The following is a 23,786-nucleotide window of genomic DNA, read 5'->3' as shown; positions in this document are numbered from 1 at the left end:
GCAGATAATCTGCTGATCAGGCGTTCTGCTTGATGAGGTCTTCGGCTTCCTTGAACCACGCGTCCGCAGCGCCGTCCACAGTGACCTTGCCGTAGTTCAGCTCAGAGCTGATGCGCTTGAAGGATGCTTCAAGCGTGCCGAAACCGACGATGGGCGGCTCGGGGGCGTCCTTGAGATACTTCTCGATGGACTTCTCGTAGTCAACAACCAGTTTGTCGGTGCCTTCAAAGGTGGTGCCGTCGCGCTGGGTCTTCGACGCCGGAACACCGCGGGAGGTCTTGAAGATCTGGCCCACCTCGGGATCGTTGACCATGAAGTCGATGAAGCGGGCAGCCGCATCCTTGTTCTTGGTCTTGGCGCTGGCCACCATGAGCATGGAGGGCTTGAGGAACAGGCCCAGGTTGTCCTTGTCATCCGAGGGAACGGGAACGAGCTTGAGTTCCTTGGCGCCGCTGTCGGCGAGGTAGCCGGCCATGAAGTTGTCCCAGGTGACTTCAGTGGCAGTCACATTCGAGCCGAACGGCGACTTGGGGGCGAGCTGGGTGGCGCGCTCCTCGGAGATAAGGGCAGGGGTACCGCGCAGGCCCGCGGAGGTGTTCCACCACTTCTTCAGGTCGTCCTTGCTGAAGCCGAGCTTGCCATCCCCGGTGAAGGCTGCGATGTTGTTCTGGCGCAGCCAGACGTTGAACATCCACCACACGCCGGTGTAGTCCGTGCCGCCGAAGAGTGCGCCGTTGCCCTTGGCTCCGACCTCGGTCAGGAAGGTGTTGAACTCCTTGTAGTTCCAGCTGCCGTCCGGTTCGGCGATGCCGAGCGTCTTGAGTTTGGCGGGGTCGTAGTAGACGGCGAAGGCGTTGGTGCTGGTGGGGATGCCGAAGGTCTTGCCCTTGATCTGGCCGGAGGGCAGCAGGGACTTATCGAAGGAGTCCGTGTTGATCTTGACGGTGCCCAGGTCCAGGAGCTGGTTCCGCTGGCCGTAATCGCGGAGGTAGGAGAGGTCCCACTGCATGACGTCGGGCAGGCCGCCGCCGGCTGCCTCGGTGGCACGCTTCTGCCAGTAGCCGGCGAAGTCGGTGAAGTTGCCATTGACCTTGATGTCTTTGTTCTTGGACTCAAAGAGTTCAATGGCTTTGCGCGTGCGGGTGGCGCGGTCATCGTTGCCCCACCAGGTGTAGTTGATGGTGACCGGGTTCTCGGCCGAGCCCGTCGCTCCACCACTGGTGGTGCTGGACCCGGTTCCGCAGGCCGCCAGGGCTGCGGCGGACGCGGTGCCGATAGCCACCGTGGTGAGGAAATTCCTTCTGTTGATCATGAGAGCCTCCTTGCTCGTTTGTGTAAGCCGCATCGTTCCGATAGCCACAACGTGTGCTGTGAGCTGGCTTACACACCTTCTGAATCGATACAATATCGGCAATTCCCGATTTGGGCAAGCGTTTTCCCAAACGCCGGTGTCCTGTAGGTTGGGTCCGTCCCCGGACCTTCGCCACGATCTTCTGCACCACCTTCGCCGGCACCACGCCACCATCACGCCACGACAAAGGAGTCCCATGACTTTGCAGCAAAATTCCGGCCCCTCCAGCATCTGGAGCAACGTGGAAGGGATTGCCTACGGCGGGGATTACAACCCGGAACAATGGCCGGTCAGTGTGCGGCTGGAAGACCTTGGGCTGATGAAGGAAGCAGGAGTCAGCTTCCTCAGCGTCGGGATTTTCTCCTGGGCTTTGCTGGAACCCGCCGAGGGCGAGTACGACTTCGGCTGGCTGGACGAGGTCATGGACAACCTCTCCGGCGCAGGCATCAAGGTGGCTCTGGCCACTGCCACGGCGGCTCCGCCGGCGTGGCTCGTACGCAAACATCCGGAGATCCTGCCGGTCACGGCTGACGGAACGGTGCTGGGACCGGGCTCGCGGCGGCACTACACGCCGTCGTCGGCCGTTTACCGCCGGTACGCCACGGGCATCACGCGCGTTATCGCCGAGAGATACAAGGACCACCCGGCGCTGGCCCTGTGGCATGTGGACAACGAGCTCGGCTGCCACGTCTCCGAGTTTTACGGCGAGGAGGATGCTGCCGCGTTCCGCGCGTGGCTGGAACGCCGCTATGGAAGCATCGAGGCCCTCAATGCCGCCTGGGGAACGGCTTTCTGGTCCCAGAACTACGGCTCGTTCGGCGAAATACTGCCGCCCGCCGTCGCACCTTCCACCCTGAACCCGGGGCAGCAGCTGGACTTCCAGCGGTTCAACTCGTGGGCGCTGATGGACTACTACAAATCCCTTGTGGCTGTCCTGCGCGAGGTCACGCCCACGATCCCCTGCACCACCAACCTGATGGCGTCGAGCGCCACCAAAGCCATGGACTACTTCGAGTGGGCCAAGGACCTGGATGTCATCGCGAACGATCACTACCTCGTGGCCGCCGATCCCGAGCGGCACATCGAACTCGCCTTCAGCGCGGACCTCACCCGCGGAATTGCGGGCGGCGACCCGTGGATCCTGATGGAACATTCGACGTCGGCCGTCAACTGGCAGCCGCGCAACCAGCCCAAGATGCCCGGCGAAATGCTGCGCAACTCACTCTCGCATGTGGGCCGCGGCGCGGACGCGGTGATGTTCTTCCAGTGGCGCCAGAGCATTGCCGGGTCTGAGAAGTTCCACTCGGCGATGGTTCCCCACGGCGGTACGGACACCCGGATCTGGCGCGAAGTGGTGGAGCTGGGGTCTGCGCTGAAACGGCTCGCACCCGTTAGTGGCTCGCGAGTGGAATCCAGGGCCGCCATCGTGTTCGATTACGAGGCATGGTGGGCCAGCGAGATCGACTCCAAACCGAGCCAGGAGGTGAAGTACCTGGACGTCCTGCGTGCGTTCCACCGTTCCCTGTTCCTGCGCGGGATCTCCGTGGACATCGTGCACCCGTCGGCTTCGCTGGAGGGCTACGACTTGGTGCTGGTGTGCACTTTGTACTCTGTTTCCGATGACGCCGCCGCCAATATTTCCGCGGCCGCCCACGCCGGGGCGACTGTGCTGGTCACGTATTTCAGCGGGATCGTGGACGAACAGGACCACATCCGGCTTGGCGGCTACCCCGGCGCTTTCCGCGATCTGCTGGGGATCCGGGTGGAGGAATTCCACCCGCTGCTGGCCGGTGCCCGGCTGAAACTGAGCGACGGCGGCGTGTCCACCGTGTGGAGCGAGGATCTTCGCCTCGCCGGCGCTGAAGCGGTGCAGACCTTCACGGAATACCCTTTGGAAGGTGTGCCCTCGCTGACCCGCCACGCCGTTGGCTCCGGCGCGGCGTGGTACCTGGCGACGTTCCCGGACCCAGACGGCATCGAAACGGTGGTGGAGCGGCTGCTGGCGGAATCCGGAGTCACTCCGGTGGCCCAGGCTGACGCGGGACTGGAACTTACCCGCCGCCGCGCCTCCGACGGCAGTTCGTACCTCTTCGTCATCAACCACTCGCGCTCGTCGGCGTCGGTGCAGGCCTCCGGGACGGACCTGCTCAGCGGAGAACCCTTTGCTGGAACGGTGGCCGCGGGCAGTGTTGCGGTGATCGCCGAGGCGTAAGGCTCTTCGGGTGGCCCCGGATCTTTTATCCGGGTCCGGGGCCATTCTCCCTTATTGTCGTACCCCCTTGGCAGGGTGTTTCCATTGAAGCTTTGGGGTCACCTCGCGATGTTTAGCGGTTCTGCCGCCGTGCTGAGGCGCGCGGTTCCGCGTGCTGGGAATCCGCCTGTTGTAGATCCGCCTGTTGGGTCGCTTCCGGGTCGCAGGACCTCCGACGCCGACGATAATGTCAGACCCTCCGGGAAGACTGTTCCCATGGAAGCTTTTGGGGATCAGCTCGCCGGGTTCGTCGGTTCTACCGCCGTGCTCAATCGCGCCGGCCCGTCTTGTACCCACGCCCCTGTTGCGGGCGCTTCCAGTGGCGGGACGGCGGGCGCCGGCAATAATGTCAGACCCTCCGGGAAGACTGTTCCCATGGAAGCTTTTGGGGATCAGCTCGCGAGGTTCGGCGGTTCTACCGCCGTGCTCAATCGCGCGGCTCCGCCTGTTGGGGGCGCTTCCAGCGGCAGGACGGCCGACGCCGGCAATAATGTCAGACCCCCTCGGCAGAGTATTCCCATGGAAGCTTTTGGGGATCAGCTCGCGGAGTCCGGCGGCAATACCGCCGTGCTGACGCGCGCGGCCCCGCCTGTTGTGGATCCGCCTGATGGGGTCGTTTCCACCCTTGGGTGCGCTTCTGGGGGCGCTTCCACCGATGGGATGGCCCCCGGCGCCCGGCTCGCCGCGTTGCTGGCCGCGGCGAACGCCGTCGCCGCCGCAGCGCCCGCCCGGCTCGCGATGGCCAGCTACGCTGAGGCCGCCGATTTCGCCGGCAACGTAGAGAACATCTCCCGGACCGTGGAGTACCTCCAGATCCTCGCCGCCGGGACCGTGGACAGGACCCGCAGCCAGGCCATCACCACCGCCGCAACCGCCCGCACCAACCCCGGCCGGGGATGGATCACCGGCTGGGACAACGGCACCGAAACCCTGAACGAAACCGACGCCACCTGGCCCGCCGGACCCGCAACGCCGCCTGTTCCCGCGTCCCCGGCGGACGACGGGTGCGCGAACACCGCCGAGTTCCTCCGGGTCCGGCTCCGGATCGGCAAGAGCGAAGCCCACCGCCGGCTACACCTCGCCCACGCCGTGCTGCCCGCCACCACCCTCACCGGCGACACCACCCCACCACCCAGGGAACACCTCGCGGCAGGACTCACCCCCACCACCGGCCCCGACTCCGACGACGCCGCAGACGGCGCCTCAGGCCCCGCGCTGGCCTGCCCTGCCGTGTCCTCCCGGGCCGGGACAATCATCAGCCTCACCCTGGACCGGCTCCAACACCGCACCACCCCCGAAACCCTCACCCTGATCGAGACCGACCTCACCCGCACCGCCGCCACCACCGACCCGGACTTCCTCGCCCGCGTCGCCCGCCGCTGGTCAGACACCCTCGACGCCGACGGCACCGAACCCAGCGAAGAAGCCCTCCGCCACACCCAGGGCGCGTTCATCCGCAAACCCCGCCACGGCCTGCACCACCTCGAAATCTTCGCCACCACCGACCAATACGAACCACTCCTCGCCGCCATGAACGCCGCCACCAACCCCCGCACCACCACACCCACCACCAGCAGTACCGGCGCCTGCACGGCTGGCAGCATTGACGGCCGCATTGACGGGGACATCGGCGGCGGCGCCGGCCAGGACGGCTGGGCGGACCCGGACCCCGGCATGGACCTGGACCGGCGCACCCGCTCCCAAAAACAACTCGACGGCATCATCGGCGCCGTCAAAGCAGCACTACGCACCAACGCCCTGCCCACCACCGGCGGAAACCGGCCCCAAATCCTCGCCACCATCCACTACCAGGACCTCCTCCCCCCACACCACAGCACCCACACCACCACCGGCACCAGCACCAGAGAACCAACCAACAGGACGGGAGAACCAAAGGACGGGACCGGGAACTACGCCTTCACCGGGCCCGTCGCCGCCAACACCCTGCGCAAACTCGCCTGCGACGCCGACATCATCCCCGCCCTCCTCGGCACCCACAGCGAAATCCTGGACCTCGGCCGCAAAACACGCCTCTTCACCACCGCCCAACGACTCGCCCTCACCGCCCGCGACCAAGGCTGCACCTTCCCCAACTGCACCATCCCAGCACCCTGGTGCGAAGCCCACCACATCACCTACTGGTCACACAACGGCCCCACCAACACCAACAACGGCGCACTCCTCTGCTCACACCACCACCACCTCATCCACAAAGAACAATGGACCATCACCACCCACCAAGGCACCCCCTGGTTCACACCCCCACCCCACATCGACCCCACCCAAAAACCCCAACAAAACCACTACTTCAAACCACCACCCCCACCACAACGCGAGGTCGATGAAGCTCGGCCACTGAGGTTGTCGCCTTAGTAGTTCAGTGTCTTCCGATCGACAGTTCAGCCGGCGGCTACGGAATCAACAAACACGGCTACTGCGACGACATGCACTTCCGCGAGGCCAACGTCCGCTGTCGGCTTCTCCAGCAACACCGGCCGCGTGTAGCTGTGCGCCCATTCCCGGGCGTCGGCCCCGAGTACGTCGTCGATCCAGACGACAGAGTCCCAGTCGGCTTCGCCCAGGGCCTCCATCCTGGCCAGCCATGTGGTCACGGACCGCAGCTTAGGCGTCGGCTGGTCATCGTCATCCGGTCGCAGCACCATCACGGCGCGCAAGGGCTGCACCTCAAGATTCAGCTGGGCCTCTATCCCACCCACGAGATCCGCTGGCCACGTCGACACCCAGGCGATCCGGCCAAGGGCAGCGAGCTTGCGGACCAAGGCGGTCTTTTGCGGCGGCAGGGTCAACTTCGGACGATCGGTGCCGTCAACCGGACCAGCAACCGGGTTGAGGACTCCGTCGATGTCGAGCAGGATGATCGGCTTCATTTACCCACAGCCCGCACCACTGTCATTGAGCCAGGCGTTCCCTTGCCGCGTGCTCCACGAGGACGGGGACGAAGTCCCTAACTCTCCCGGCATCCAGTGCACGGTGCTGTTGCTGGACTACCTCTTCGACGACGTCCCTGGGCACTTCCGGAAACCTTTCGGCGAGTCGGTCGACTACAACTGCCAGCGCCCGCAACTCTTCGCAAACTCCCATCGAGAGAGTCTCGGCCACCAAAGCATCGACGTCAAGACTTGACTAAATGGGCGGCACTACTTGTACCGCTTCAATGGTTGTTGGCGGTCCGCGCCTCCTCTGCGTACGCTGCCCGCTGTCTCACAGTCGGCGGGCCGGCCGCTCCGCGCCGGGGAACATAGAGGGGCTTCCTTAAACAGCTCCGCCCCGCCGGGAACCTAGGGTTCCTGCCGGGGCGGAGCTGCCACCCGCCGTCGGACGCTTATGCAGGGGAAACTCCCGCAGAATTGTCCGAAGCCGCGTTGGCGGTATGAGGGGTGGTGCGAGGACTACTTGCTGATGGCCGACTTCATTTCTGAGTGGGCCTTCTTGCCTGCCTCGTCAGCTGAGAGCCGGTTGAAGAGGACCTCGGAGGTATAGCGCTTCACAATCTCCTGGATTGCCCCGGCGCCCTTCGGCGGCGGAGCCGGAGCCTCGCCGAGTTCGCCCTTGATCTGATCGATGAACTTGACCACCTTGATGTCAGCGGGGGTCAGCTTGGGCTCAATGGCCGCCCGGACAGCGGAGTTGGGGTAGACGCCGCGGTCTGCCAACAGCGCCGCTCCGGCCTTTTCATTGTTAGCCAGGAAGTCGATGAACTTCGCAGTCTCCTTGGGGTGCTTGGTGCGTGAGGATGCCGACCAGAACTGAGAAGCCTTGTACCAAAGCTGGGCGTCTGCCGCCTCGCCGGTCTTAGACGGGAAGCGCAGGATCTGCAGATCGGCACCGGCGGCCTTCTCCAGCGCCGGAAGCTGGTTGGACCACCAGAAGGCCAGGCCGTTCTTGCCGGTGGCGAGACCGCTCTGGTCGAGCGGTGCGGCTTCGGCTTCCACCACTTCCGATGCCGACGGCACGGCCTTCTTCTCGCTGAGCTGCTTGAGGAATGTCCACCACTCGGCGATGTCCTTCGGCTCGAAACCAAGCTTGCCATCGGAGGTGTAGAGGGATTTGCCGTTCTGCCTGAGCCAGACGCCAAGCGAGGCCTCGTCCGTACCGTACGCGGCAGAACCGTAGGTCCCCTTCGGGGACTTCCCAGTGACCTCGGCAGCAATGCGGCCAAAGTCCTCCCACGTCCAGGTCTTGTCGTCCGGCAGCGCCACACCAGCGGCCTTGAACACCGCCGGATTCGCGACGATCGTGGCAGCGTTGATGCCGGCCGCGATACCGGTGAGGCCGTCTTCGCTCTTGCCCGCGTTCAGCGCGGCTTCGTCCAGTTTGGAGGTGTCGATTTCGTATTTGGAAAGATCCAACAGGGCACCGCGGCTGGAGTACTCGGTGATGTACTTCTCGTCCATCTGGATGATGTCCGGCGCATCGTTGGCGGCTACCTGGGTGGCGAGCTTGTCCCAGTAACCGCTCCAGTCACCGTACTCGGGCTTGATCTTGATCTTGGGGTTTTCGGCCTCGAACGCTGCAATAGCGGCCTGGGTCAGCTGGGCGCGTTTGTCGCTGCCCCACCAGGAAAACCGCAATTCAACGGTACCGTCAGCGCTCTGCGGCGAGGCACCCCCGCCGCAGGCGCTCAGGGTCAGGACGGCGGCAGCCGCAGCTGCAACAATGCCCGTTGAGCGGAACCGGCGCCTGGCGCGGGGAGAAGGGGTCTCCGACGGTTGACTGGCAGCCGACTCAAAGCGGTGAAATAAAGGCACTGGGTACTCCGATCTTCTTTGATCTAGTTATTTTTGGTGAGAAGCGAGAAAGCGCTTTCTTGTCCGTAATATTACAAGTAGGACACTTGTAATACAAGAGGGACTGGCTGTGGAAATTGGCGCGACTGGAAATTGGCGCGACACCTGCCGCCGCCGCAAAGCTGCGCAGCGTCGTCGTTCGAGACACCCCGACGCCGGCCGTGTCGCCGTCGTCGTTCGAGACACCCCGACGCCGGCCGTGTCGCCGTCGTCGTTCGAGACACCCCGACGACGGCCGTGTCGCCTCAGCGCCCCGTGCCGGCACAGCTCCGAGCCATGAGGCCCCGAACGGCCAGCGGCCCGTCCGATGGGACGGGCCGCTGGCTTGAGCGGTGTGCGCGGGGCACGAATCTCCAGACCGGACCTATTTGATGCCGGTGGTGGCGATGCCCTTGATGAGGAACCGCTGGCCGAAGAGGAACACCAGGAACACCGGAAGCAGGGAAACGATCGACATCGCGAACAGTGATCCCCAACTGGTGGCGGACTGCGAATCCACGAACGCCCGCAGGGCCACAGGGACAGTGAACATGTCCGGGTCCGTGAGGTAGATCAGCGCGCCGAAGAAGTCGTTCCAGGTCCAGATGAACGTGAAGATGGTGGTGGTGGCCAGTGCAGGCACCATCAGCGGCAGGATCACGCGCAGGAAGATCCGGGGGTGGCCTGCGCCGTCGATGCGCGCCGCTTCGTCCAGGTCCTTGGGGATGCCGCGGATGAACTGGACCATGAGGAAGACGAAGAACGCGTCCGTGGCCAGAAGCTTGGGCACCAGCAATGGCCAGAAGGTGTTCACCCAGCCGATCTGGGAGAACAGGATGTACTGCGGCACGATCACCACATGGAACGGGAGCATGATGGTCAGCAGCATGATGCCGAAGAACAGCTTCTTGCCGGTGAACTGCAGCCGGGCGAAGGCATAGGCGGCCATGGAGCAGGAGATCAGGTTGCCCAGGATCGAGCCGATGACCACGATCGCGGAGTTGAGCATGTAGTGCCCGAACGGGTGGGTCAGGGCCGACCAGCCATCGGTGTAGTTGCTCATCTCCAGGCTGTTGAGCCAGAGTCCCGGGTCGCGGAAGATCAGTTCGTTGGGCCGGAGCGAGGAGACCACCATCCACAGGAGCGGATAGATCATCAGAGCACCGGCGAGGATCAGGATGCCGTGCTTGGCCAGGGCTTTGGTCCGCTGTTTCCGGCTGAAGGCCAGGGTCCCGCGGGACTCCCGGGGCTTGCGGGGCTTGCGGTGGTTCGTAGGCTTGCCGGCGCCGGCAGACTTCTTGTCCGGGGCGGGCAGCGTCTGAAGCTTAGTCGTCATAGAACACCCAATACTTTGCAGCGATGAAGTTGATAGCGGTGAAGATGCCGATGATGACCAGCAGGAACCATGCCATGGCTGAGGCGTAGCCCATGTCGAACTGGCCGAACCCCTTCTGGTACAGGTACAGCGTGAAGAACATGGTCGAGTCGGACGGGCCGCCGTTGCCGCCCGAGACGATGAACGCCTGGGTGAAGGACTGGAACGAGCCTATGATCTGCAGCACCAGGTTGAAGAAGATGATCGGGCTCAACATGGGAAGCGTGATCCGCCAGAACTGCTGGAGGGTACTGGCCCCGTCGACCTTGGCGGCCTCGTAATACATCACCGGGATCTGCCGCAGGCCCGCTAGGAAGATGATCATGGGGGCGCCGAACGTCCAGACGTGCAGCAGGATGATTGAGCCCAAGGCCGTACTGGGATCGGAAATCCAGCCCGGACCTTGCACACCGAAGATCGCGAGGACCTGGTTCACCAGGCCGGTGGTGCCGAAGATCTGCTTCCAGAGGATGGCAACAGCAACGGAGCCGCCCAGCAGCGAGGGCAGGTAGAACACCGAACGGTAGAACGGCAGCCCGCGCAGTCCCTTGTCCAGGACCAGGGCGATCAACAGGGCCACCCCCAACTGCAACGGCACACCGACCAAAACGTAGGTGAACGTGACGCCCAGGGAGTTATGCAGGCGCGCGTCGCTGAACATCCTGATGAAGTTGTCCAGGCCGGTCCATTCCGGCGGCTGGAGCAGGTTGTAGTCCGTGAAGGACAGGTACAGCGACATCAGCATCGGGCCGATAGTGATGGCTACCAGGCCCACCAGCCAGGGCAGGAGGAAGATATAGGCGGCCTTGTTGTCGCGGCCGTTGGCCTTCTTTTCCTCAGCGGTCATTGGCCCCTTGCGGCGCTTGAGGGTGCTGAGTTCACTGATGGCGCTCATTGCGGCGACTCCGTTTCACACATCAGGCCCGCCGGCGCCGGCAAGCATGCCGGGCTGGGCGTCCTGGGGATTGATTTAGCGGCCATGTGGTCTCCTTTGGTCATCGTGGCCATCCACGTCTGGGTGATCGCCGGGGCGATCGGTGCAACGTGCCGCCTGGGGAACAAGATCCTCCTGCCGGCTGCAGCGGGTTATCGTTGCAGCAGCGATCCGGATATGCCACCGTCCGGCGGGACGTTGAAGAAAGCGGCTCCGTACCAAAGTAAACGGTTTCTTGACTCGTGTACAGCCCTTTGTTAGTTTTTGAGAAAGCGTTTTCTAGATCATCCCCCCGAACTTCAGGCAGGCCCGTGAGCACAGCAGACCAGCCGGCCCGGCCCAGCGCCATTGCCGGTTATGAGGACTGGCCCCGCTATGTACAGGGCCAGCAGCGCTACGTCTCGGCCACCGCAGCCGCGCAGGAATTGTCGGAAGCCTTGGGTGTTCCGGCCGTAGGCCCCCCACCGGACGCCACCATCGACTGGACGGAAACGCACGACGGCGTCACCACCTCCCAGCTCAGCTGGCAGTTGGGGTTCGGCCCCCGCACCACGGGTTGGCTGGTGCGTCCGGCCGGCGTTTCCGGGCCGCTTCCGGGCCTGCTCGCCCTGCACTGCCACGGCGGAAACAAGTTCGGCGGGGCCGACCGCCTGGTGGAGCTTCGCGAGGCGCACCCGTCGGCTGCCGAGGCCAGAGCCGGCCATTATGACGGCCGGGCCCTCGCCACAGAGGTGGCCAGGGCGGGCTTCGCCGTCCTGGCCCACGACACGTTTGCGTGGGGCAGCCGGCGGTTTGACCTCTCCCAGCCGCCATGGCGGACTTCCTCGGCACTCGAGGCGAGGAAGTCGCAGTGGCAAGAGGACGGCGTCGTACCAACCGACGCGGAACTGTACAACGCAGCGGCGGGCTTCCACGAGGACACCGTGGCCAAAACGGCCGGACTGCTGGGCACCAGCTTGGCCGGGATGGTGGCTCATGACGATCTCGCGGCACTGGAGATACTTGCCTCGCTGCCCGAAGTCGACGCGGCGCGACTGGGCTGCCTGGGCTTCTCCGGCGGAGGCGGCAGGGCACTCACCCTCGCGGCGCTGAGTCCGAGGATCCGGAACTACGTGGTGACCTGCATGATGACCACCTTTGACTCCCTCCTGCCGGCCTACCTGGATGCGCATTCCTGGCTGCTGCAGACTCCGGGGCTGTGGAAACTGGGCGACTGGCCGGAGCTCACAGCGAGATCCGGGGCGGACGGGTTCCTGGTGCAGTATGCCCTCGCTGACCAGCTCTTCCCGGAGGCTGGCATGCGCGATGCCCACAGGACCCTGGAGGCACTCCACCCCGGCGGCTACACGGGGAGTTTCTGGCCGGGCGGACACGTCTTCACTGCCGGGATGCAGAATGAAGCCATCACCTACTTAGCCGCAAACCTGGGCGCCGGCAGCCCGGGCGCGCGGATCCAGTCAACCGTTCCAACAGCATAGGTACCCAAGGACCATTGATGACCCAGCAATCAGCCTTCACAGCGGATGGCACCACAGCAGGCAGCACAGAACCGCGGTCAAACGTCGGGGCCGGTCCGGGCGAGGCTTCGGCTGCCCGGCCGCGCATCGCCCTGGTGGGTGTCCACGGTTTCGGCGAGCGGCACCTGGCCAACCTGGCCCGGCTGGAGGCCTCCGGCGCCGTCGAACTCGTGGCCGTGGCCGATCCGCATCCGCCGCAGGACGGCAGCCTGGGCAGTTCCGTGGCGGTCTTCACTGCCCTGGACGAACTGCTCGCCTCGGGAACCGCTCCTGACGTGGTCATTCTGGCCACCCCCATCCAGACGCACGCGCCCCTGGCATTGGCTGCGCTTGCGGCGGGCTGTGACGTCTATGTGGAAAAGCCCCCCGTGGCCTCGCTGGCACAGTTTCAGGAGGTGGCGGCTGCGGCCGAAGCATCGGGGAGGCTGGTCCAGGTGGGTTTCCAAAGCCTGGGATCGCTGGCCCTGCCGGCCATAAACAAGTCCATTGCGGCCGACGAAATCGGGGATGTCCTGGGCCTGAGCGCCCAAGGCCTGTGGCTGCGGTCCAAGGGGTACTTCAAACGGTCCCGTTGGGCGGGCAAGCGCAGCCTGGACGGCACGGATGTTGTTGACGGCGTGGCCACGAACGCCCTGGCGCACGCAGTGGCCACGGGGCTGCACATGGCCGGCGCCCACACGATTGCCGATGTTGCCTCTGTGGAGACCGACCTCTACCGTGCCCACGACACCCAGAGCGACGATACGTCCGTGATCCGTGTCCGTACCGCGGCCGGGCAGACCCTGCTGTGCGGCCTGACGCTCTGCGCGCCGGAGCAGCAGAATCCTTCGGTGACGGTCCACGGCACACTGGGCGAGATCACGTTTTTCTACACTGAGGACGAGGTGGTCACCACTACTTCGTCCGGCGAGCGCCACGAGACGTTCGGGCGGACTGACCTGTTGGAGAACCTGCTCGCCGCCCGGGCCACCGGCGCTCCCCTGCTATGTGGGCTGGCTGATACCGGCGCTTTTACGTCAGTCCTGGAAGCCATCCGCACTGCCCCGGATCCGCAGGAAATCGGCGCCGAACACCTCAGCTGGGAGGGTGACGGCGACGACGCCCACCCCGTCGTCGAAGGCATCCCTGAACTGATCGAACGGGCGGCCAACGCACAGGCCACGTTTGCGGAGCTCGGCGTGCCGTGGGCCCGCCAGTTGGCGCCGTCGCGGACCTTCGACATTGCCGGACAGCCCGTGGCCGAGTACCAGGACGGCAGCCATATCCGCGCCGTGTCCTCACCCCGTCCCTACCTCCACCCCGTCCGCACCCTCGCCGGAACTGTCGTCACGGACCACCAGCCGCTGGACCACGTCTGGCATCTGGGCGTGGGCGTGGCCCTGCAGGACGTTGACGGGGTCAACTTTTGGGGTGGCCGGACCTACACCAGGGCCGCCGGCGAATACATCTGGCGGCCGGACCACGGCAGCATTGTCCGCACGGGCGAACCATCGGAGAACGACGGCAGTTCCGGGCTCAGCGGCTACGTCGACGGCGGCGCCGGGCACGACAGTTCCGGCGACACCGGTTCCGGGCACGGCGGCAAACTGGCCGAAACCCTTTCCTGGAACGGCCCCGACGGCGCTCCCGTCCTGAGCGAGGAGCGCACCTGGTCCTGGGCGCAGGCCGGCTCCTCAGCTTGGCGCCTGACGCTCGATTTCGCGCTTTCCCCCGCCGGCGATCACCCGGTCAGCCTGGGCAGCCCCGGTTCGAACGGCCGCGACCAGGGTGGTTACGGCGGATTTTTCTGGCGCCTGCCGGAATGTTCAGGCGCCGCTGTATGGGCGCCCGGCGCTACGGGCATTCCACTTACCGGCGAGGCAGCGGTGCACGGAAGTGTCACTTCGTGGCTCGCGTGGTCGGGCAACTTTGGAGCTGGTTCGCGCGACCGGTCAGGAACGCCCGACGGCGGCACTGACATGGCCGCTGCTGCCAGCGGTGCCGCCACGCTGGTATTCGTCGCCGGGGAAGGCTCAACGGACCCATGGTTCGTCAGGGTGGACGGCTACCCGGGTGTGGGACAGTCGCTGGCGTGGGATGCGCCCGTGATTGCCGAACCCGGCACGCCGGTGCGCCGCAGCATCACGGTATTCATCGCCGACGGAATTTTGGGCACGGAAGACATCGAGACATTGATCAAAACACAGGGGGACCAGTCATGAGCCAGACCACCACCACCGCAGCCTCGCCGCTGCCACTGGGGGCACCGCTCCCGCTGGGGGCACCGCTGGAGGCAACCCTCAGTGGGCGGACAGCACCGGCCTCCGCAGCCGACCGCGAGATCAAGCGCCGCCGCGTCCTGGACATCCTCGACGCCAGGGAACAGGATTCGCTGCTCCTGACCACCCACACCGCCCTGACCTGGTACCTGGACGGCAGCCGCGTCCACATCAGCCTGGCGGGCGATCCCATCGCCGCGGTGCTGGTGGACCGGGACGGCGACCACCTGGTGACCTTCAACAACGAGGCCGGCCGCATGGCCGCCGAGGAGCTCCCCGCCGGCGTCACCCTGCATTCAGTGCCGTGGTACGGAAACCTCCACGAGGCCGCTGCGGGCGTCGGACGTTCCACCGGAACCGCAGGATCGGCCGGCACTCCCCTGCCGGAAGCTGAGGTGGCCGCCGAACTCAGGGCGGCGCGGCAGCAGCTGCTCCCCGCCGAGAGCTCACGGTACGCCCATCTCAGCGCAGAACTGGCCGGCATCATGACCGATGTTCTCTCCACAGCCGGGCCGGAGACCACCGAGTTCGAGCTGGCCTCCGCCTTGGCCGGCCGGGTGGTTGCCGCAGGCGCGGAACCCTTGGTTCTCCTGTGCAACGGCAGCTCCCGCAGCGAATTCCGCCACCCGCTGGCCACGCACGCGCCGCTCGGCCGCCGCGCCATGGCCGTGGTGTGTGCCCGCCGGGACGGCCTGGTTGCCAACATCACCCGCTGGGTAAGGTTCGACGCCGGCACCCCGGAGGAGCTCGACGCCGAGGCCCGCATCGCAGCCGTTGAGGCGGACATCTTCGACGCGACCGTACCAGGCGCCCGGCTGGACAGCATCTTCGGGGAGATCAAAGCGGCCTATGTCCGGCATGGTTTCGGCGCGGACCAGTGGGAGCAGCACCACCAGGGCGGTCCCGCGGGCTATGCCGGCCGCGACCCCCGCGTCACAGCCGGCGTCACCGATACCGTGGTCCTCAACCAGCCGTTCACCTGGAACCCGTCGGGTCCGGGAGTGAAGATCGAAGACACCGTGCAGGTTACCGAGGCCGGGCTAGTGGTTCTGACGGTGGACGAGCGCTGGCCCACATCCACTGTCAACGGCCTGCGGCGCCCGGTCACCCTGCAGCTCTAGAAAACCCTCTGGCAGATCCCGCACCCTTACGAGAAACGCTCCTGCAGTTGGTGCCGAACTACCGGCATCAACTGCAAGAGCGTTTCGTCTGGAGCGGCATCAACTGCAAGAGCGTTTCGAATAAAGCGACATCAAGTCCAAGAGGGTTGTTAGGGGAGGCGGAGCTCACCGTCAACGCGGCGGGGAATGCCCAGCGGGTTGCTTTCGCGCAGCGCCGGGTGCAGGACTGATTCCGGCGCATCCTGGTAGGCGACCGGGCGCTGGAAGCGGCGGACCGCCGTCGCGCCGACAGAGGTGAACAGGGACGTGGTGGCCGGGTACGGGCCGCCGTGCTGCTGCGCCCAGTTCACAGCGACGCCGGTGGGCCAGCCGTCGAAGAGCACCCGGCCTGCGAGGCCGGACAGCTGCTCCACAAGGTCCGCGATGTCTTCCCCTGGCTGGGCGTGGACTGTGGCGGTCAGGCTGCCGGGAACCTTGGCCAGGACTGCCGAGAGTTCCTCGTGGTCCGAGTACTCGATCAGCAGCGTTGTGGGCCCGAAGCACTCTTCCAGCAGCTCGTCCGGACGGGCCAGGACGTTGGCGGCGGAGGTGGAGAACACCACGGGGGCGGCGCCGTCGCGGGTTGCGTCCTGGTCCGCGGAGCCGCTGACAATGGTCACGTCGGGCAGCGAAGCCACGCTGCGCAGGCCATCCGGGTAGGCGTCGGAAATCCTGGTGGTGAGCATGGGCGCCGTCGGCTTGTCCTTGCTGGCCTCAGCCACTTCAGCGGCGAAACCGGTCCCAGCAGGGATGAACACCAGGCCGGGCTTTGTACAGAACTGGCCGGCACCCATCGTGAAGGACGCCGCAAGCCCCTCCGCAAGCTGGCCGGAACGCTCCGTCAGGGCGGCTGCGGTGATGACTACAGGATTCAGGCTGCCCAGCTCGCCGTAGAAGGGGATGGGATCGGGCCTGGAGACGGCGAGGTCGAACAGCGCCCGGCCACCGGGGATGGAGCCGGTGAATCCCACGGCTTTGATGGCGGGATCCTGAACCAGCGCGGTGCCCACCTCGCGGCCGCTCACCAGGGCGAACAATCCGTCCGGGGCCCCGGCGGAACGCAGTGCTTCGGTGACCACCTCGGCCGTCCGTTCGGACAGTTTCAGGTGACCCGAGTGCGCTTTGACGATCACCGACGAGCCGACAGCCAAGGCGGAGGCGGTATCGCCGCCGGCCACCGAGAAGGCAAACGGGAAGTTGGAAGCGGAGAAGACAGCCACCGGGCCGATGGGACGCAGGATGCGGCGCAGGTCGGGCTTCGGCGGGGTGGCGGACGGGTCCGCGTGGTCGATGACGGCCTCGAGGTAGGAGCCCTCGGTGATCACGCGGGCGAAAAGCCGGAGCTGGCCGGATGTACGGGCCACTTCGCCTGTCAGGCGGGCAGTGCCGAGGCTGGTTTCGGAGTCCGCGATCTCCACCAATTCGGCCACGTTGGCGTCCAGGGCGTCGGCGACGGCGGTGAGCCAGGCTGCGCGGTCGGCGTCCGACGCGTTGGCCGAGATGGCGGCGGCCTGCGTTGCGGCGGCCGTGAGCTCTGAAAGTGAAAGGGTTGCAGTTGTCACTGAAAGTTCCTGTTCGTCGTCTACGGGTGGTCCGTGAAGCGGAAGCCCAGCCCCGGCTGGTCCGTCAGCGTAACGCGGCTGTTCGCGAAGCGGACCGGCGAGGGGCCGGCGAGGATGCCAAGCTGTTCGAAGGAGGCGTCCTCCACGTCTTCCACGAGCGTGGGCTCCGCCAGCGTGAGGGCGAGCTGCCCAGAAAGTTCCGGCAGCAGATGCGGCATCACACGGATGCTGTTGGTCCGTGCCAGCTCCACGATCCGGCGGAACGGCGTGATGCCGCCTACCCGGATGATATTGGGCTGGACGATGTCCACCGCCTCCGCCTCAATGAAATCGCGGAAACGGTAGATGGTGTGCAGGTTTTCGCCGAGGGCGATGGGTACCGGTGAATGCTTGCGCAGACGGCGGTAGGCCCAGAGGTCGTCCGCGCGGATGGGCTCCTCCAGCCACTCCAGTCCAAATTCCGCCAGCGCGTCCAGGGCTTTGAAGGTGGTGGGCAGGTCCCACCGCTGGTTGGCGTCGATCATCAGCTTGCGGTCCGGGCCGAGTACGGACCGGACTGCGGCTACACGCTCCGCGTCCTCGCGGATGTCCGGCTTGCCCACCTTGATCTTGACGGCCCGGTGCCCCGCGGCGACCCAGCGTTCGGTCTGCGCTACAAGTTCCTCGAGGGTGTAGTGCAGGTTCACACCGGAGCCGTACACCTCCGCGGACTCCTGCCGCTGGCCCAGCAGCCCGGTCACCGAGGTCTGCGCCCGGCGTGCCTGGAGGTCCCACAGGGCAAGGTCGACGCCGGCCATGGCGATGGTGGTCAGTCCCCCGCCGCCGGCCTCGTGCAGCCGCCTCCACAGCACGTCCCAGACCGTCTCGGGGTTGGCGGGTAGCCCGGTGATGAAGGGCGCGATGTCGTAGTCGAGGAGGGCTTTGACGGCCTGAGGGCCGATGGTGGGCGTCCACGAAAAACCGTGCCCCGCGCCGCCGTCGTCCGTCTGGATCTCCGTAACGATCACATGGTTTTCCGGCGCCTCCACTCCCCAGCTGCGCAGCAGCGGGACGGTCAGGAGCCGCGTGGTCAGGCCGGTGATCAGCGGTGCGGTCCTGACGGAATCGAGTGCCGGCGCACTCATCAGCGGCCGGCCAGCTCGTAGCCCTTGGCCAGGATGGACTTCAGCTGGACCAGCTGCTCCTCGGTGGGGTCCACCAGCGGCGGACGGACCGAACCGACAGCCATGCCGCCGAGGCGCAGGCCGGCCTTGATCAGTGAGACGCCGAAGCCGGGGGTCTGGTCACGGAGGCGAACCAGCGGAGCGTAAAACCCTTCAAGCAGGGCGTTGCGGCGGTCCTCGTCACCGGAGACGTAGGCGTCGTAGTAGGCCTTGGCGATCTCCGGGGCCATCGCGAAGGCGGCCGAGGAGTACAGCGGGATGCCCAGGCCACGGTAGGCGCCCTGGGTCAGCTCGGCGGTCAGCAGGCCGTTGAAGAAGGCGAAGTCCTCGCGTCCCGTGGCACGGATGGCGGAGACGATTTCCTGTGCCAGGCCCACATCGCCCAGGCCGTCCTTGAAGCCGATCACCTTGGGGTTGGCGGCGAGGCGGGTCATGGAGGCGGCGGTGAACTTGGCGTTGCCGCGGTGGTAGACGATGACCGGCAGGCTGCTGGCGTCGGCCACTGCCTCGATGTACGCGACGAGCCCGTCGGTGGGTCCGGTGACCAGGTACGGCGGCAGGACCAGCAGGGCATCGGCGCCCGCTTCCTCGGCGATCCGGGCGCACGCGATGGCGTGGCCCAGCGGCCCGCCGGCTCCGGCCACCACGGGAACCTTTCCGGCTACGACCTCGACGGCGGCAGTCACCACGGTGCGCACCTCGTCGATGCTCAGAGCGTGGAATTCGCCGGTGCCGCAGGCGGGAAAAACGCCGCCCGGACCGAACGGGAGCCGTGAACCGATGTGCTCCTTGAGGAGCTCCACGTCAACGGCGCCTTCGGGCGTGAACGGGGTGACGGGGAAGAACAGTACGCCGTCGAATTTCATGATGTCTCCTTGGATCCGGCACCTGCTGTGACCAGGGTGGCGGACGGCTCGTCGTTGAGGGGGGTGGTTGTTTTCAGTTCGGTCCGCCAGCTGCGCTTGGGCTCCCAGCCCAGCAGTTCGCGGGCTTTTGCGATGGAGAAGGCGGGGCTGGTGCCGGTCAGGCCGGCGGCCAGGGTTTCGCTTCCGGGCAGGAAGCGGGGCATCAATTCGGCCAGCGGTGCGGTGGCCAGCGCGTCTGCAGCGCCGACGAAGAAGGTCTCCCCGTTCGGGATGGCGTCCATCTTCTGCAGGAGCACATCCAGGAAGTCGGCAACATCCCGGGCATCCACGTAGTTGAACAGGGCCGGCGCGGACAGTGCGGGGTCGGCCAGGCGCTCGGCCAGGGTGTGGCCCTGCTGCGTGGGCGCACCCTCCCATTCCTCCGGGGAGATGACGTAGCAGGGCCGGAAGGCGGCGTACCGGATGTTGGAACCCTGCGCGGCGGCGAACATCTGCACGGTCTGTTCAGCGATCAGTTTGGACAGTGCATAGGCGTTCCAGGGCTTCGGCGTGGTGCGCTCGTCCAGCGGGAAGCTGTCCGGCAGCCAACCCGCCGGTGAACCGTAGCCCAGGACTGTGGGGCTGCTGGCGGTGACGATCCTGCCGATGCCCAGTTCGGTGGCCGCACTGATCATGGCATACGCGAGGCGGGTGTTCGTGGCGAAAATGACATCTTCCGGTGCACTGAACGGGACGGCAATCGCGGCGAGGTGGATGACGGCGTCGGGCGCGGTTTCCGTCAGGAGGCGCAGGGCCTCGCCCGAGGCCAGCAGGTCCCCGGTTTCCTGCACGACGCCGGCCGGCAACTGATCCGCCGGAAGCGCGTCGCGGTCAACTGAAATTACGTCGTGGCCTGCTTCGGCGAGGCCGGCCACAACGCTGCGGCCCAGCCGGCCGGAGCCGCCGGTGACAAAAATCCTGCTCATGTCTTCCTTACTTGCCGCGGCGGAGGTCGGCGCCGAGGTCCAGGTCTTCGATGCGGACGGGGAGGGTTGACTCCAGGGAGCGGTTGCCGGCGATGCCGACGGAGACTGAGCGGAGGCCGTCGAGGTAGCCGGACGGGCGGCCCAGCGGGTCCTCGCCCGGGCCGTTGAAGAGGTCCGAGAGGAGCAGTTCGTCGCCGCCGCCGTGGCCGCCCTCGCCGTTGACGATGGGCACCTCGTAGGCTGCTTCCCAGTGGCGCTGGACCACCAGGCGTTCGCCGTTGCGGCGGACGGCGTCCTCCTCCTGAATGGGGGTGGCGCTCGGGTCCACCACGGTCTTCTTGTCCGTGCTGTTCAGGACGGCGGCGCGCTCCACCACTTCGAGTTCGGCGCGGCCTTCGGTGCCGTTGACCGCAACCCGGTAACCCTCCCACGGGCTGTGGGCGTTCAGGGAGTAGCTCAGCCGCGGGCCGCCCTGGTACTCCACCACGAGTGCCAGGTTGTCCTCGATGGTGATGCCGCCGGTGAAGACGTCCTGGTCGCGGCGGTAACCGTCGTAGTGCTCGTTATCCAGGAACAGCGCCTTGAGCCGCTCATCCTCCCGCAGGTCCAGGGTGAACGGGTCCTTTGCGGCGGCGGCCGGAGCCCCGGCGTCGGGCGTTCCACGCTCCGGACGCGGACCCAGGCCGCGTTCGGCGGCGTTCTTATCGCCATAGAACTTCAGCCCGCCGGAGGCGAACACGCGCTCCGGGACATCGTTGATCCACCAGTTCACCAGGTCGAAGTGGTGGGATGCCTTATGGATCAGCAGGCCGCCGGAGTTCTTCTTCTCCCGGTGCCAGCGGCGGAAGTAGTCCGCGCCGTGGACGGTGTCCAGGACCCAGCTGAAATCAATCGAGGTGACCTTGCCGATCACGCCGCTCTGGATGACTTCCTTCAGCGCGCTGTTCCGCGACGAGTACCGGTAGTTGAAGGTGACCACCACGTTGCGGCCCGTCTCCTCCACGGCTTTGGTGATGCGGCGGCAGCCTTCGGCGTCGATGGTGAGGGGCTTTTCGACGACGACGTCGGCGCCCGCCTCCAGTGCCTCCACGATGTAGTCCGCGTGGGTGTAGTCAGGCGTGGTCACCACGACGCGGTCGATGCTGTTGGCCTGGATGAACGCGGTGAGCTCTGCCGGGTCAAAGGAGGCAACCGGGCCAGGCGCACCGAGTTCCTGGATGAGCTTCTGGTAGAACTCCACCCGGCCGGGGTTCACGTCTGAGAAGGCGATGAGTTCCGCGGTGTCCGAGTGCTTGCCGAAGACCGCACGGATGTACATCTCCGAGCGTCCGCCGGTCCCGATGAGGGCGATGCGTGCCTTGGTGTGCTGGCCCGGCTGCAGCAGGCCGGACGCGCCGGCAGCGGTAGCAGAACTCGATTCGACTGTGTTGACCATGAAGGGTCCCTTTCAAAAGCTCAAAACCCGGCCGCGTGGTGGCCGTTGGAGGTGGTGCGCTGGATCAGTTTCTGGAACTCACGCGAGAAAGCGTTTTCTCGGTTCGTTACATGATTTGTACCAAGAGCACTGCAGTCCCGTCAACCCTTGTCCTCTCTGCGAGTAAGCGTTTTCCGAGCTCGCGCCCCGGGTGCGTCTGGCTCCATCCCTGGAACGCTCCCCGAATATCCCGCCAAGGTAGAAATCGCTTTCCCGCGGCGTTATATGCTTTTCCCACGACACCGCCATCTGCTGTGAACGTTGCCAGCCCCCTGGCGGCAGAATGGCCCGGGGGACCTACGAAAGGCAGGCCATGGTCAGGAGATCGGCAAGCGGCAGGATCGGCATCGCGGAAGTAGCGGTGAAGGCCGGCGTTTCGCACGCTACCGTTTCCCGCGTGATGAACGGCAACTTCACCGTGGATCCGGAGATTGCCTCGCGGGTCAGGGCGGCGGCGGCCGAACTCAAGTACCAGCCCAACCCGGTGGGCCGCAGCCTCGCCCTCGGAAAAACGGACACCATCGGCATTGTTGTCCCGGACCTGGCCAACCCCACGTTCCAGGCCATCCTCCGCGGACTGAGCCGGGCGGCGGCGCAGGACGGCTACCGCGTGCTGATCGCCGACTCCTTCGAGGTGTCCAGCGAGGAAGCCATCCTTGCGGGTGAGGCACGCCGCCGGTGCGACGGACTGGTTCTGTGTGCCCCGCGCATGAGCGATGCCGAACTGGAGGAAATAGTCCCCTCGCTGCACCCGCTGGTGCTGATCAACCGGACCACAACAGCCGCAGACGTCCCCAGCCTGGTGGTGGATTACGGGCAGGGAGTCCAGGACCTCGCCGGGCACCTCGTGGAACTGGGCCACACCCGCCTGGCGTTCCTGGCCGGCCCGCCCCGCAGCGCTTCCAACGGGCTCAGGCTCGAGGGCCTGGAGGCCTTCAAGGCAGCCAACCCGCAGGTGGAGGTCCTGATGCTCGAAGGCGGCTCGGACTTCGATACCGGGCATGAGGCCGTGGATGCTGTGCTGGACAGCGGCGCCACCGGCATTCTTGCGTTCAACGACCTCGTGGCCATGGGCCTGATGAGCGGACTCCACGAGCGCGGCGTCGATGTTCCCGGCGACATCTCCGTCACCGGCTTCGACGACATCCCGTTCGCCCGCTACACCACGCCAACGCTTACCACCGCCGCCGTGCCCATCACCGAGCTCGGCCAGCAGGCATGGCACCAGCTGCGTGCACTGATCCGCAAGGAAGAGAACGACGCACCGGGCAGCCGCTACCAGCCGCGCCTGGAAATCCGGGCCAGCAGCGGCCCGGCCAAGGTTCCCCGCACCGCCGCCCACGGCTAGAGGCGCAGGCACCGGTCTTGAGACCGGTCAGGACTCTGCGGTCCGCCCGACGCCGGCCTCCCGGTAGTACCCCTCAATATGGGCGGCCACCAGCTTGGCCGCCCGCACGCCGTCGTCGTTCCGGATGGCGGCCAGGATCTCCCGGTGCTCAGCCCCGAGCCGGGCCGCCGTTTCGTCCCAGTCGGGGAGATTGCCGGTCAACCGGGCAGCGTAACCCTGGATGGATTCGCGCAGCGAGCCCATCATGGCGCTGACCACGGCGTTGCCTGCGGCATCGGCCAGGGCCAGGTGGAACCGGACGTCGAGGGCCAGGAAATCGTCTGCGGTTTTGTCGGCACGTCCGACGGCGTCCATCTCGTCAAGGAGCGCCGCGGCACGTTCCAGCTCGGGAGCGTCAGCCTTGGCCCGGGCCACCGCCCAGGACTCCAGCAGGACGCGCGTCTCCACGATGTCCGACACGGGCAGGTGCTGCGTGGCGACGTGGAGCCGCAGCGCCGAGCCAAGCGCCGCCGTCGGGTCTGAAATGACCACCGTTCCGGCCTCAGGGCCGGACCCGACGCCGGCACGGACAACGCCCATCGCTTCCAAAATACGGATCGCCTCGCGCACCGAAGTGCGGGAAACCTTCAGCTGCTCGGCGAGGGTCCGTTCGGCGGGCAGCCGCCCTCCGACGGCCAGCTTGCCCTCGGCGAGCTGGCCCTCGATCCAGTGCAGGACAAGCTGGTGGGTGCGCATACGGCAATGCTACTTGATGTGGTTGGACCACATGGCCTAC

At 66.1% G+C, this 23,786-nt stretch carries 18 protein-coding genes; 6 read left to right on the top strand and 12 right to left on the bottom strand.

The window, feature by feature from the left end:
• Positions 1 to 16: 16 nt before the first annotated feature.
• Positions 17 to 1,312 carry an ABC transporter substrate-binding protein gene (locus tag ACS5PJ_RS06335; RefSeq protein ID WP_439434053.1) on the bottom strand — a complete coding sequence of 432 codons (1,296 nt, stop codon included), beginning with the start codon at positions 1,310 to 1,312 and terminating at the stop codon, positions 17 to 19.
• Positions 1,313 to 1,547: 235 nt separating this feature from the next.
• On the opposite strand from ACS5PJ_RS06335, the gene ACS5PJ_RS06330 reads away from it, so the two are divergent.
• Positions 1,548 to 3,563 (top strand): beta-galactosidase, encoded by a 2,016-nt coding sequence (locus tag ACS5PJ_RS06330; RefSeq protein WP_439434052.1) that lies wholly within the window; start codon positions 1,548 to 1,550, stop codon positions 3,561 to 3,563.
• Positions 3,564 to 4,121: 558 nt separating this feature from the next.
• Positions 4,122 to 5,975 (top strand): HNH endonuclease signature motif containing protein, encoded by a 1,854-nt coding sequence (locus tag ACS5PJ_RS06325; protein WP_439434051.1) that lies wholly within the window; start codon positions 4,122 to 4,124, stop codon positions 5,973 to 5,975.
• Between the two features lie 26 nt (positions 5,976 to 6,001).
• Here ACS5PJ_RS06325 and ACS5PJ_RS06320 read toward each other — a convergent pair whose 3' ends face one another.
• The 5 genes from ACS5PJ_RS06320 to ACS5PJ_RS06300 form a co-directional block, all read right to left on the bottom strand.
• On the bottom strand, positions 6,002 to 6,490 hold the full coding sequence (locus tag ACS5PJ_RS06320) for an HAD domain-containing protein (protein WP_439434050.1): 489 nt from the start codon (positions 6,488 to 6,490) through the stop codon (positions 6,002 to 6,004).
• Between the two features lie 22 nt (positions 6,491 to 6,512).
• Positions 6,513 to 6,704 carry a three-helix bundle dimerization domain-containing protein gene (locus ACS5PJ_RS06315; RefSeq protein ID WP_439434128.1) on the bottom strand — a complete coding sequence of 64 codons (192 nt, stop codon included), beginning with the start codon at positions 6,702 to 6,704 and terminating at the stop codon, positions 6,513 to 6,515.
• A gap of 308 nt (positions 6,705 to 7,012) precedes the next feature.
• Positions 7,013 to 8,371 (bottom strand): ABC transporter substrate-binding protein, encoded by a 1,359-nt coding sequence (locus tag ACS5PJ_RS06310; RefSeq protein ID WP_439434049.1) that lies wholly within the window; start codon positions 8,369 to 8,371, stop codon positions 7,013 to 7,015.
• Between the two features lie 403 nt (positions 8,372 to 8,774).
• Complete coding sequence (locus ACS5PJ_RS06305) at positions 8,775 to 9,725, bottom strand: carbohydrate ABC transporter permease (RefSeq protein WP_439434048.1); 951 nt, start codon at positions 9,723 to 9,725, stop codon at positions 8,775 to 8,777.
• A complete protein-coding gene (locus ACS5PJ_RS06300; protein WP_439434047.1) occupies positions 9,715 to 10,659 on the bottom strand; it encodes a carbohydrate ABC transporter permease in 945 nt (314 codons plus the stop codon). The genes ACS5PJ_RS06305 and ACS5PJ_RS06300 overlap by 11 nt, the downstream gene beginning before the upstream one ends.
• Positions 10,660 to 11,009: 350 nt before the next feature.
• Between ACS5PJ_RS06300 and ACS5PJ_RS06295 the strand changes: the two genes are divergently transcribed.
• The 3 genes from ACS5PJ_RS06295 to ACS5PJ_RS06285 are packed head-to-tail and all read left to right on the top strand — an operon-like array spanning position 11,010 to position 15,594.
• On the top strand, positions 11,010 to 12,176 hold the full coding sequence (locus tag ACS5PJ_RS06295) for an acetylxylan esterase (RefSeq protein WP_439434046.1): 1,167 nt from the start codon (positions 11,010 to 11,012) through the stop codon (positions 12,174 to 12,176).
• Between the two features lie 17 nt (positions 12,177 to 12,193).
• Positions 12,194 to 14,416 (top strand): DUF6807 family protein, encoded by a 2,223-nt coding sequence (locus ACS5PJ_RS06290; protein WP_439434045.1) that lies wholly within the window; start codon positions 12,194 to 12,196, stop codon positions 14,414 to 14,416.
• The gene (locus ACS5PJ_RS06285) at positions 14,413 to 15,594 is read left to right on the top strand and encodes a M24 family metallopeptidase (RefSeq protein WP_439434044.1); all 1,182 of its coding nucleotides are present in this window, start codon (positions 14,413 to 14,415) and stop codon (positions 15,592 to 15,594) included. The genes ACS5PJ_RS06290 and ACS5PJ_RS06285 overlap by 4 nt, the downstream gene beginning before the upstream one ends.
• A 149-nt stretch (positions 15,595 to 15,743) precedes the next feature.
• On the opposite strand, the gene ACS5PJ_RS06280 is transcribed toward ACS5PJ_RS06285, so the two are convergent.
• Genes ACS5PJ_RS06280 through ACS5PJ_RS06260 form a run of 5 tightly spaced genes read right to left on the bottom strand, consistent with a single transcriptional unit; the run spans position 15,744 to position 21,624 of the window.
• Complete coding sequence (locus ACS5PJ_RS06280; protein WP_439434043.1) at positions 15,744 to 17,195, bottom strand: aldehyde dehydrogenase (NADP(+)); 1,452 nt, start codon at positions 17,193 to 17,195, stop codon at positions 15,744 to 15,746.
• Positions 17,196 to 17,215: 20 nt separating this feature from the next.
• Entirely contained in the window at positions 17,216 to 18,319 is a 1,104-nt protein-coding gene (locus ACS5PJ_RS06275) for a mandelate racemase/muconate lactonizing enzyme family protein (RefSeq protein ID WP_439434042.1), read from the bottom strand.
• Positions 18,319 to 19,224, bottom strand: coding sequence for a 5-dehydro-4-deoxyglucarate dehydratase (locus ACS5PJ_RS06270; RefSeq protein WP_439434041.1), 906 nt, complete (start codon positions 19,222 to 19,224; stop codon positions 18,319 to 18,321). The genes ACS5PJ_RS06275 and ACS5PJ_RS06270 overlap by 1 nt, the downstream gene beginning before the upstream one ends.
• The gene (locus ACS5PJ_RS06265) at positions 19,221 to 20,189 is read right to left on the bottom strand and encodes an NAD-dependent epimerase/dehydratase family protein (RefSeq protein WP_439434040.1); all 969 of its coding nucleotides are present in this window, start codon (positions 20,187 to 20,189) and stop codon (positions 19,221 to 19,223) included. The genes ACS5PJ_RS06270 and ACS5PJ_RS06265 overlap by 4 nt, the downstream gene beginning before the upstream one ends.
• Positions 20,190 to 20,196: 7 nt before the next feature.
• Positions 20,197 to 21,624 (bottom strand): Gfo/Idh/MocA family protein, encoded by a 1,428-nt coding sequence (locus tag ACS5PJ_RS06260; protein ID WP_439434039.1) that lies wholly within the window; start codon positions 21,622 to 21,624, stop codon positions 20,197 to 20,199.
• A 352-nt stretch (positions 21,625 to 21,976) separates the two neighbouring features.
• On the opposite strand from ACS5PJ_RS06260, the gene ACS5PJ_RS06255 reads away from it, so the two are divergent.
• Entirely contained in the window at positions 21,977 to 23,011 is a 1,035-nt protein-coding gene (locus ACS5PJ_RS06255) for a LacI family DNA-binding transcriptional regulator (protein ID WP_439434038.1), read from the top strand.
• A gap of 27 nt (positions 23,012 to 23,038) precedes the next feature.
• Here the strand turns inward: ACS5PJ_RS06255 and ACS5PJ_RS06250 are convergent, their stop codons facing one another.
• Entirely contained in the window at positions 23,039 to 23,746 is a 708-nt protein-coding gene (locus ACS5PJ_RS06250; RefSeq protein WP_439434037.1) for a FadR/GntR family transcriptional regulator, read from the bottom strand.
• Positions 23,747 to 23,786 lie beyond the last annotated feature (40 nt).

The organism is Pseudarthrobacter cremeus, assembly GCF_051857465.1.
Lineage (GTDB): Bacteria > Actinomycetota > Actinomycetes > Actinomycetales > Micrococcaceae > Arthrobacter.
Note: the sequence above shows the minus strand (reverse complement) of the source record. Positions and strands in the feature narration are given on the sequence as shown.

Bases quoted from the DNA above. Each gene is read 5' to 3' on its own strand.
- ACS5PJ_RS06330 (WP_439434052.1), top strand. From the start codon at position 1,548: ATGACTTTGCAGCAAAATTCCGGCCCCTCCAGCATCTGGAGCAACGTG.
- ACS5PJ_RS06270 (WP_439434041.1), bottom strand. From the start codon at position 19,224: ATGAAATTCGACGGCGTACTGTTCTTCCCCGTCACCCCGTTCACGCCC.
- ACS5PJ_RS06325 (WP_439434051.1), top strand. From the start codon at position 4,122: ATGGAAGCTTTTGGGGATCAGCTCGCGGAGTCCGGCGGCAATACCGCC.
- ACS5PJ_RS06285 (WP_439434044.1), top strand. From the start codon at position 14,413: ATGAGCCAGACCACCACCACCGCAGCCTCGCCGCTGCCACTGGGGGCA.
- ACS5PJ_RS06255 (WP_439434038.1), top strand. From the start codon at position 21,977: ATGGTCAGGAGATCGGCAAGCGGCAGGATCGGCATCGCGGAAGTAGCG.
- ACS5PJ_RS06300 (WP_439434047.1), bottom strand. From the start codon at position 10,659: ATGAGCGCCATCAGTGAACTCAGCACCCTCAAGCGCCGCAAGGGGCCA.
- ACS5PJ_RS06275 (WP_439434042.1), bottom strand. From the start codon at position 18,319: ATGAGTGCGCCGGCACTCGATTCCGTCAGGACCGCACCGCTGATCACC.
- ACS5PJ_RS06305 (WP_439434048.1), bottom strand. From the start codon at position 9,725: ATGACGACTAAGCTTCAGACGCTGCCCGCCCCGGACAAGAAGTCTGCC.
- ACS5PJ_RS06290 (WP_439434045.1), top strand. From the start codon at position 12,194: ATGACCCAGCAATCAGCCTTCACAGCGGATGGCACCACAGCAGGCAGC.
- ACS5PJ_RS06260 (WP_439434039.1), bottom strand. From the start codon at position 21,624: ATGGTCAACACAGTCGAATCGAGTTCTGCTACCGCTGCCGGCGCGTCC.
- ACS5PJ_RS06335 (WP_439434053.1), bottom strand. From the start codon at position 1,312: ATGATCAACAGAAGGAATTTCCTCACCACGGTGGCTATCGGCACCGCG.
- ACS5PJ_RS06250 (WP_439434037.1), bottom strand. From the start codon at position 23,746: ATGCGCACCCACCAGCTTGTCCTGCACTGGATCGAGGGCCAGCTCGCC.
- ACS5PJ_RS06320 (WP_439434050.1), bottom strand. From the start codon at position 6,490: ATGAAGCCGATCATCCTGCTCGACATCGACGGAGTCCTCAACCCGGTT.
- ACS5PJ_RS06265 (WP_439434040.1), bottom strand. From the start codon at position 20,189: ATGAGCAGGATTTTTGTCACCGGCGGCTCCGGCCGGCTGGGCCGCAGC.
- ACS5PJ_RS06315 (WP_439434128.1), bottom strand. From the start codon at position 6,704: ATGGGAGTTTGCGAAGAGTTGCGGGCGCTGGCAGTTGTAGTCGACCGA.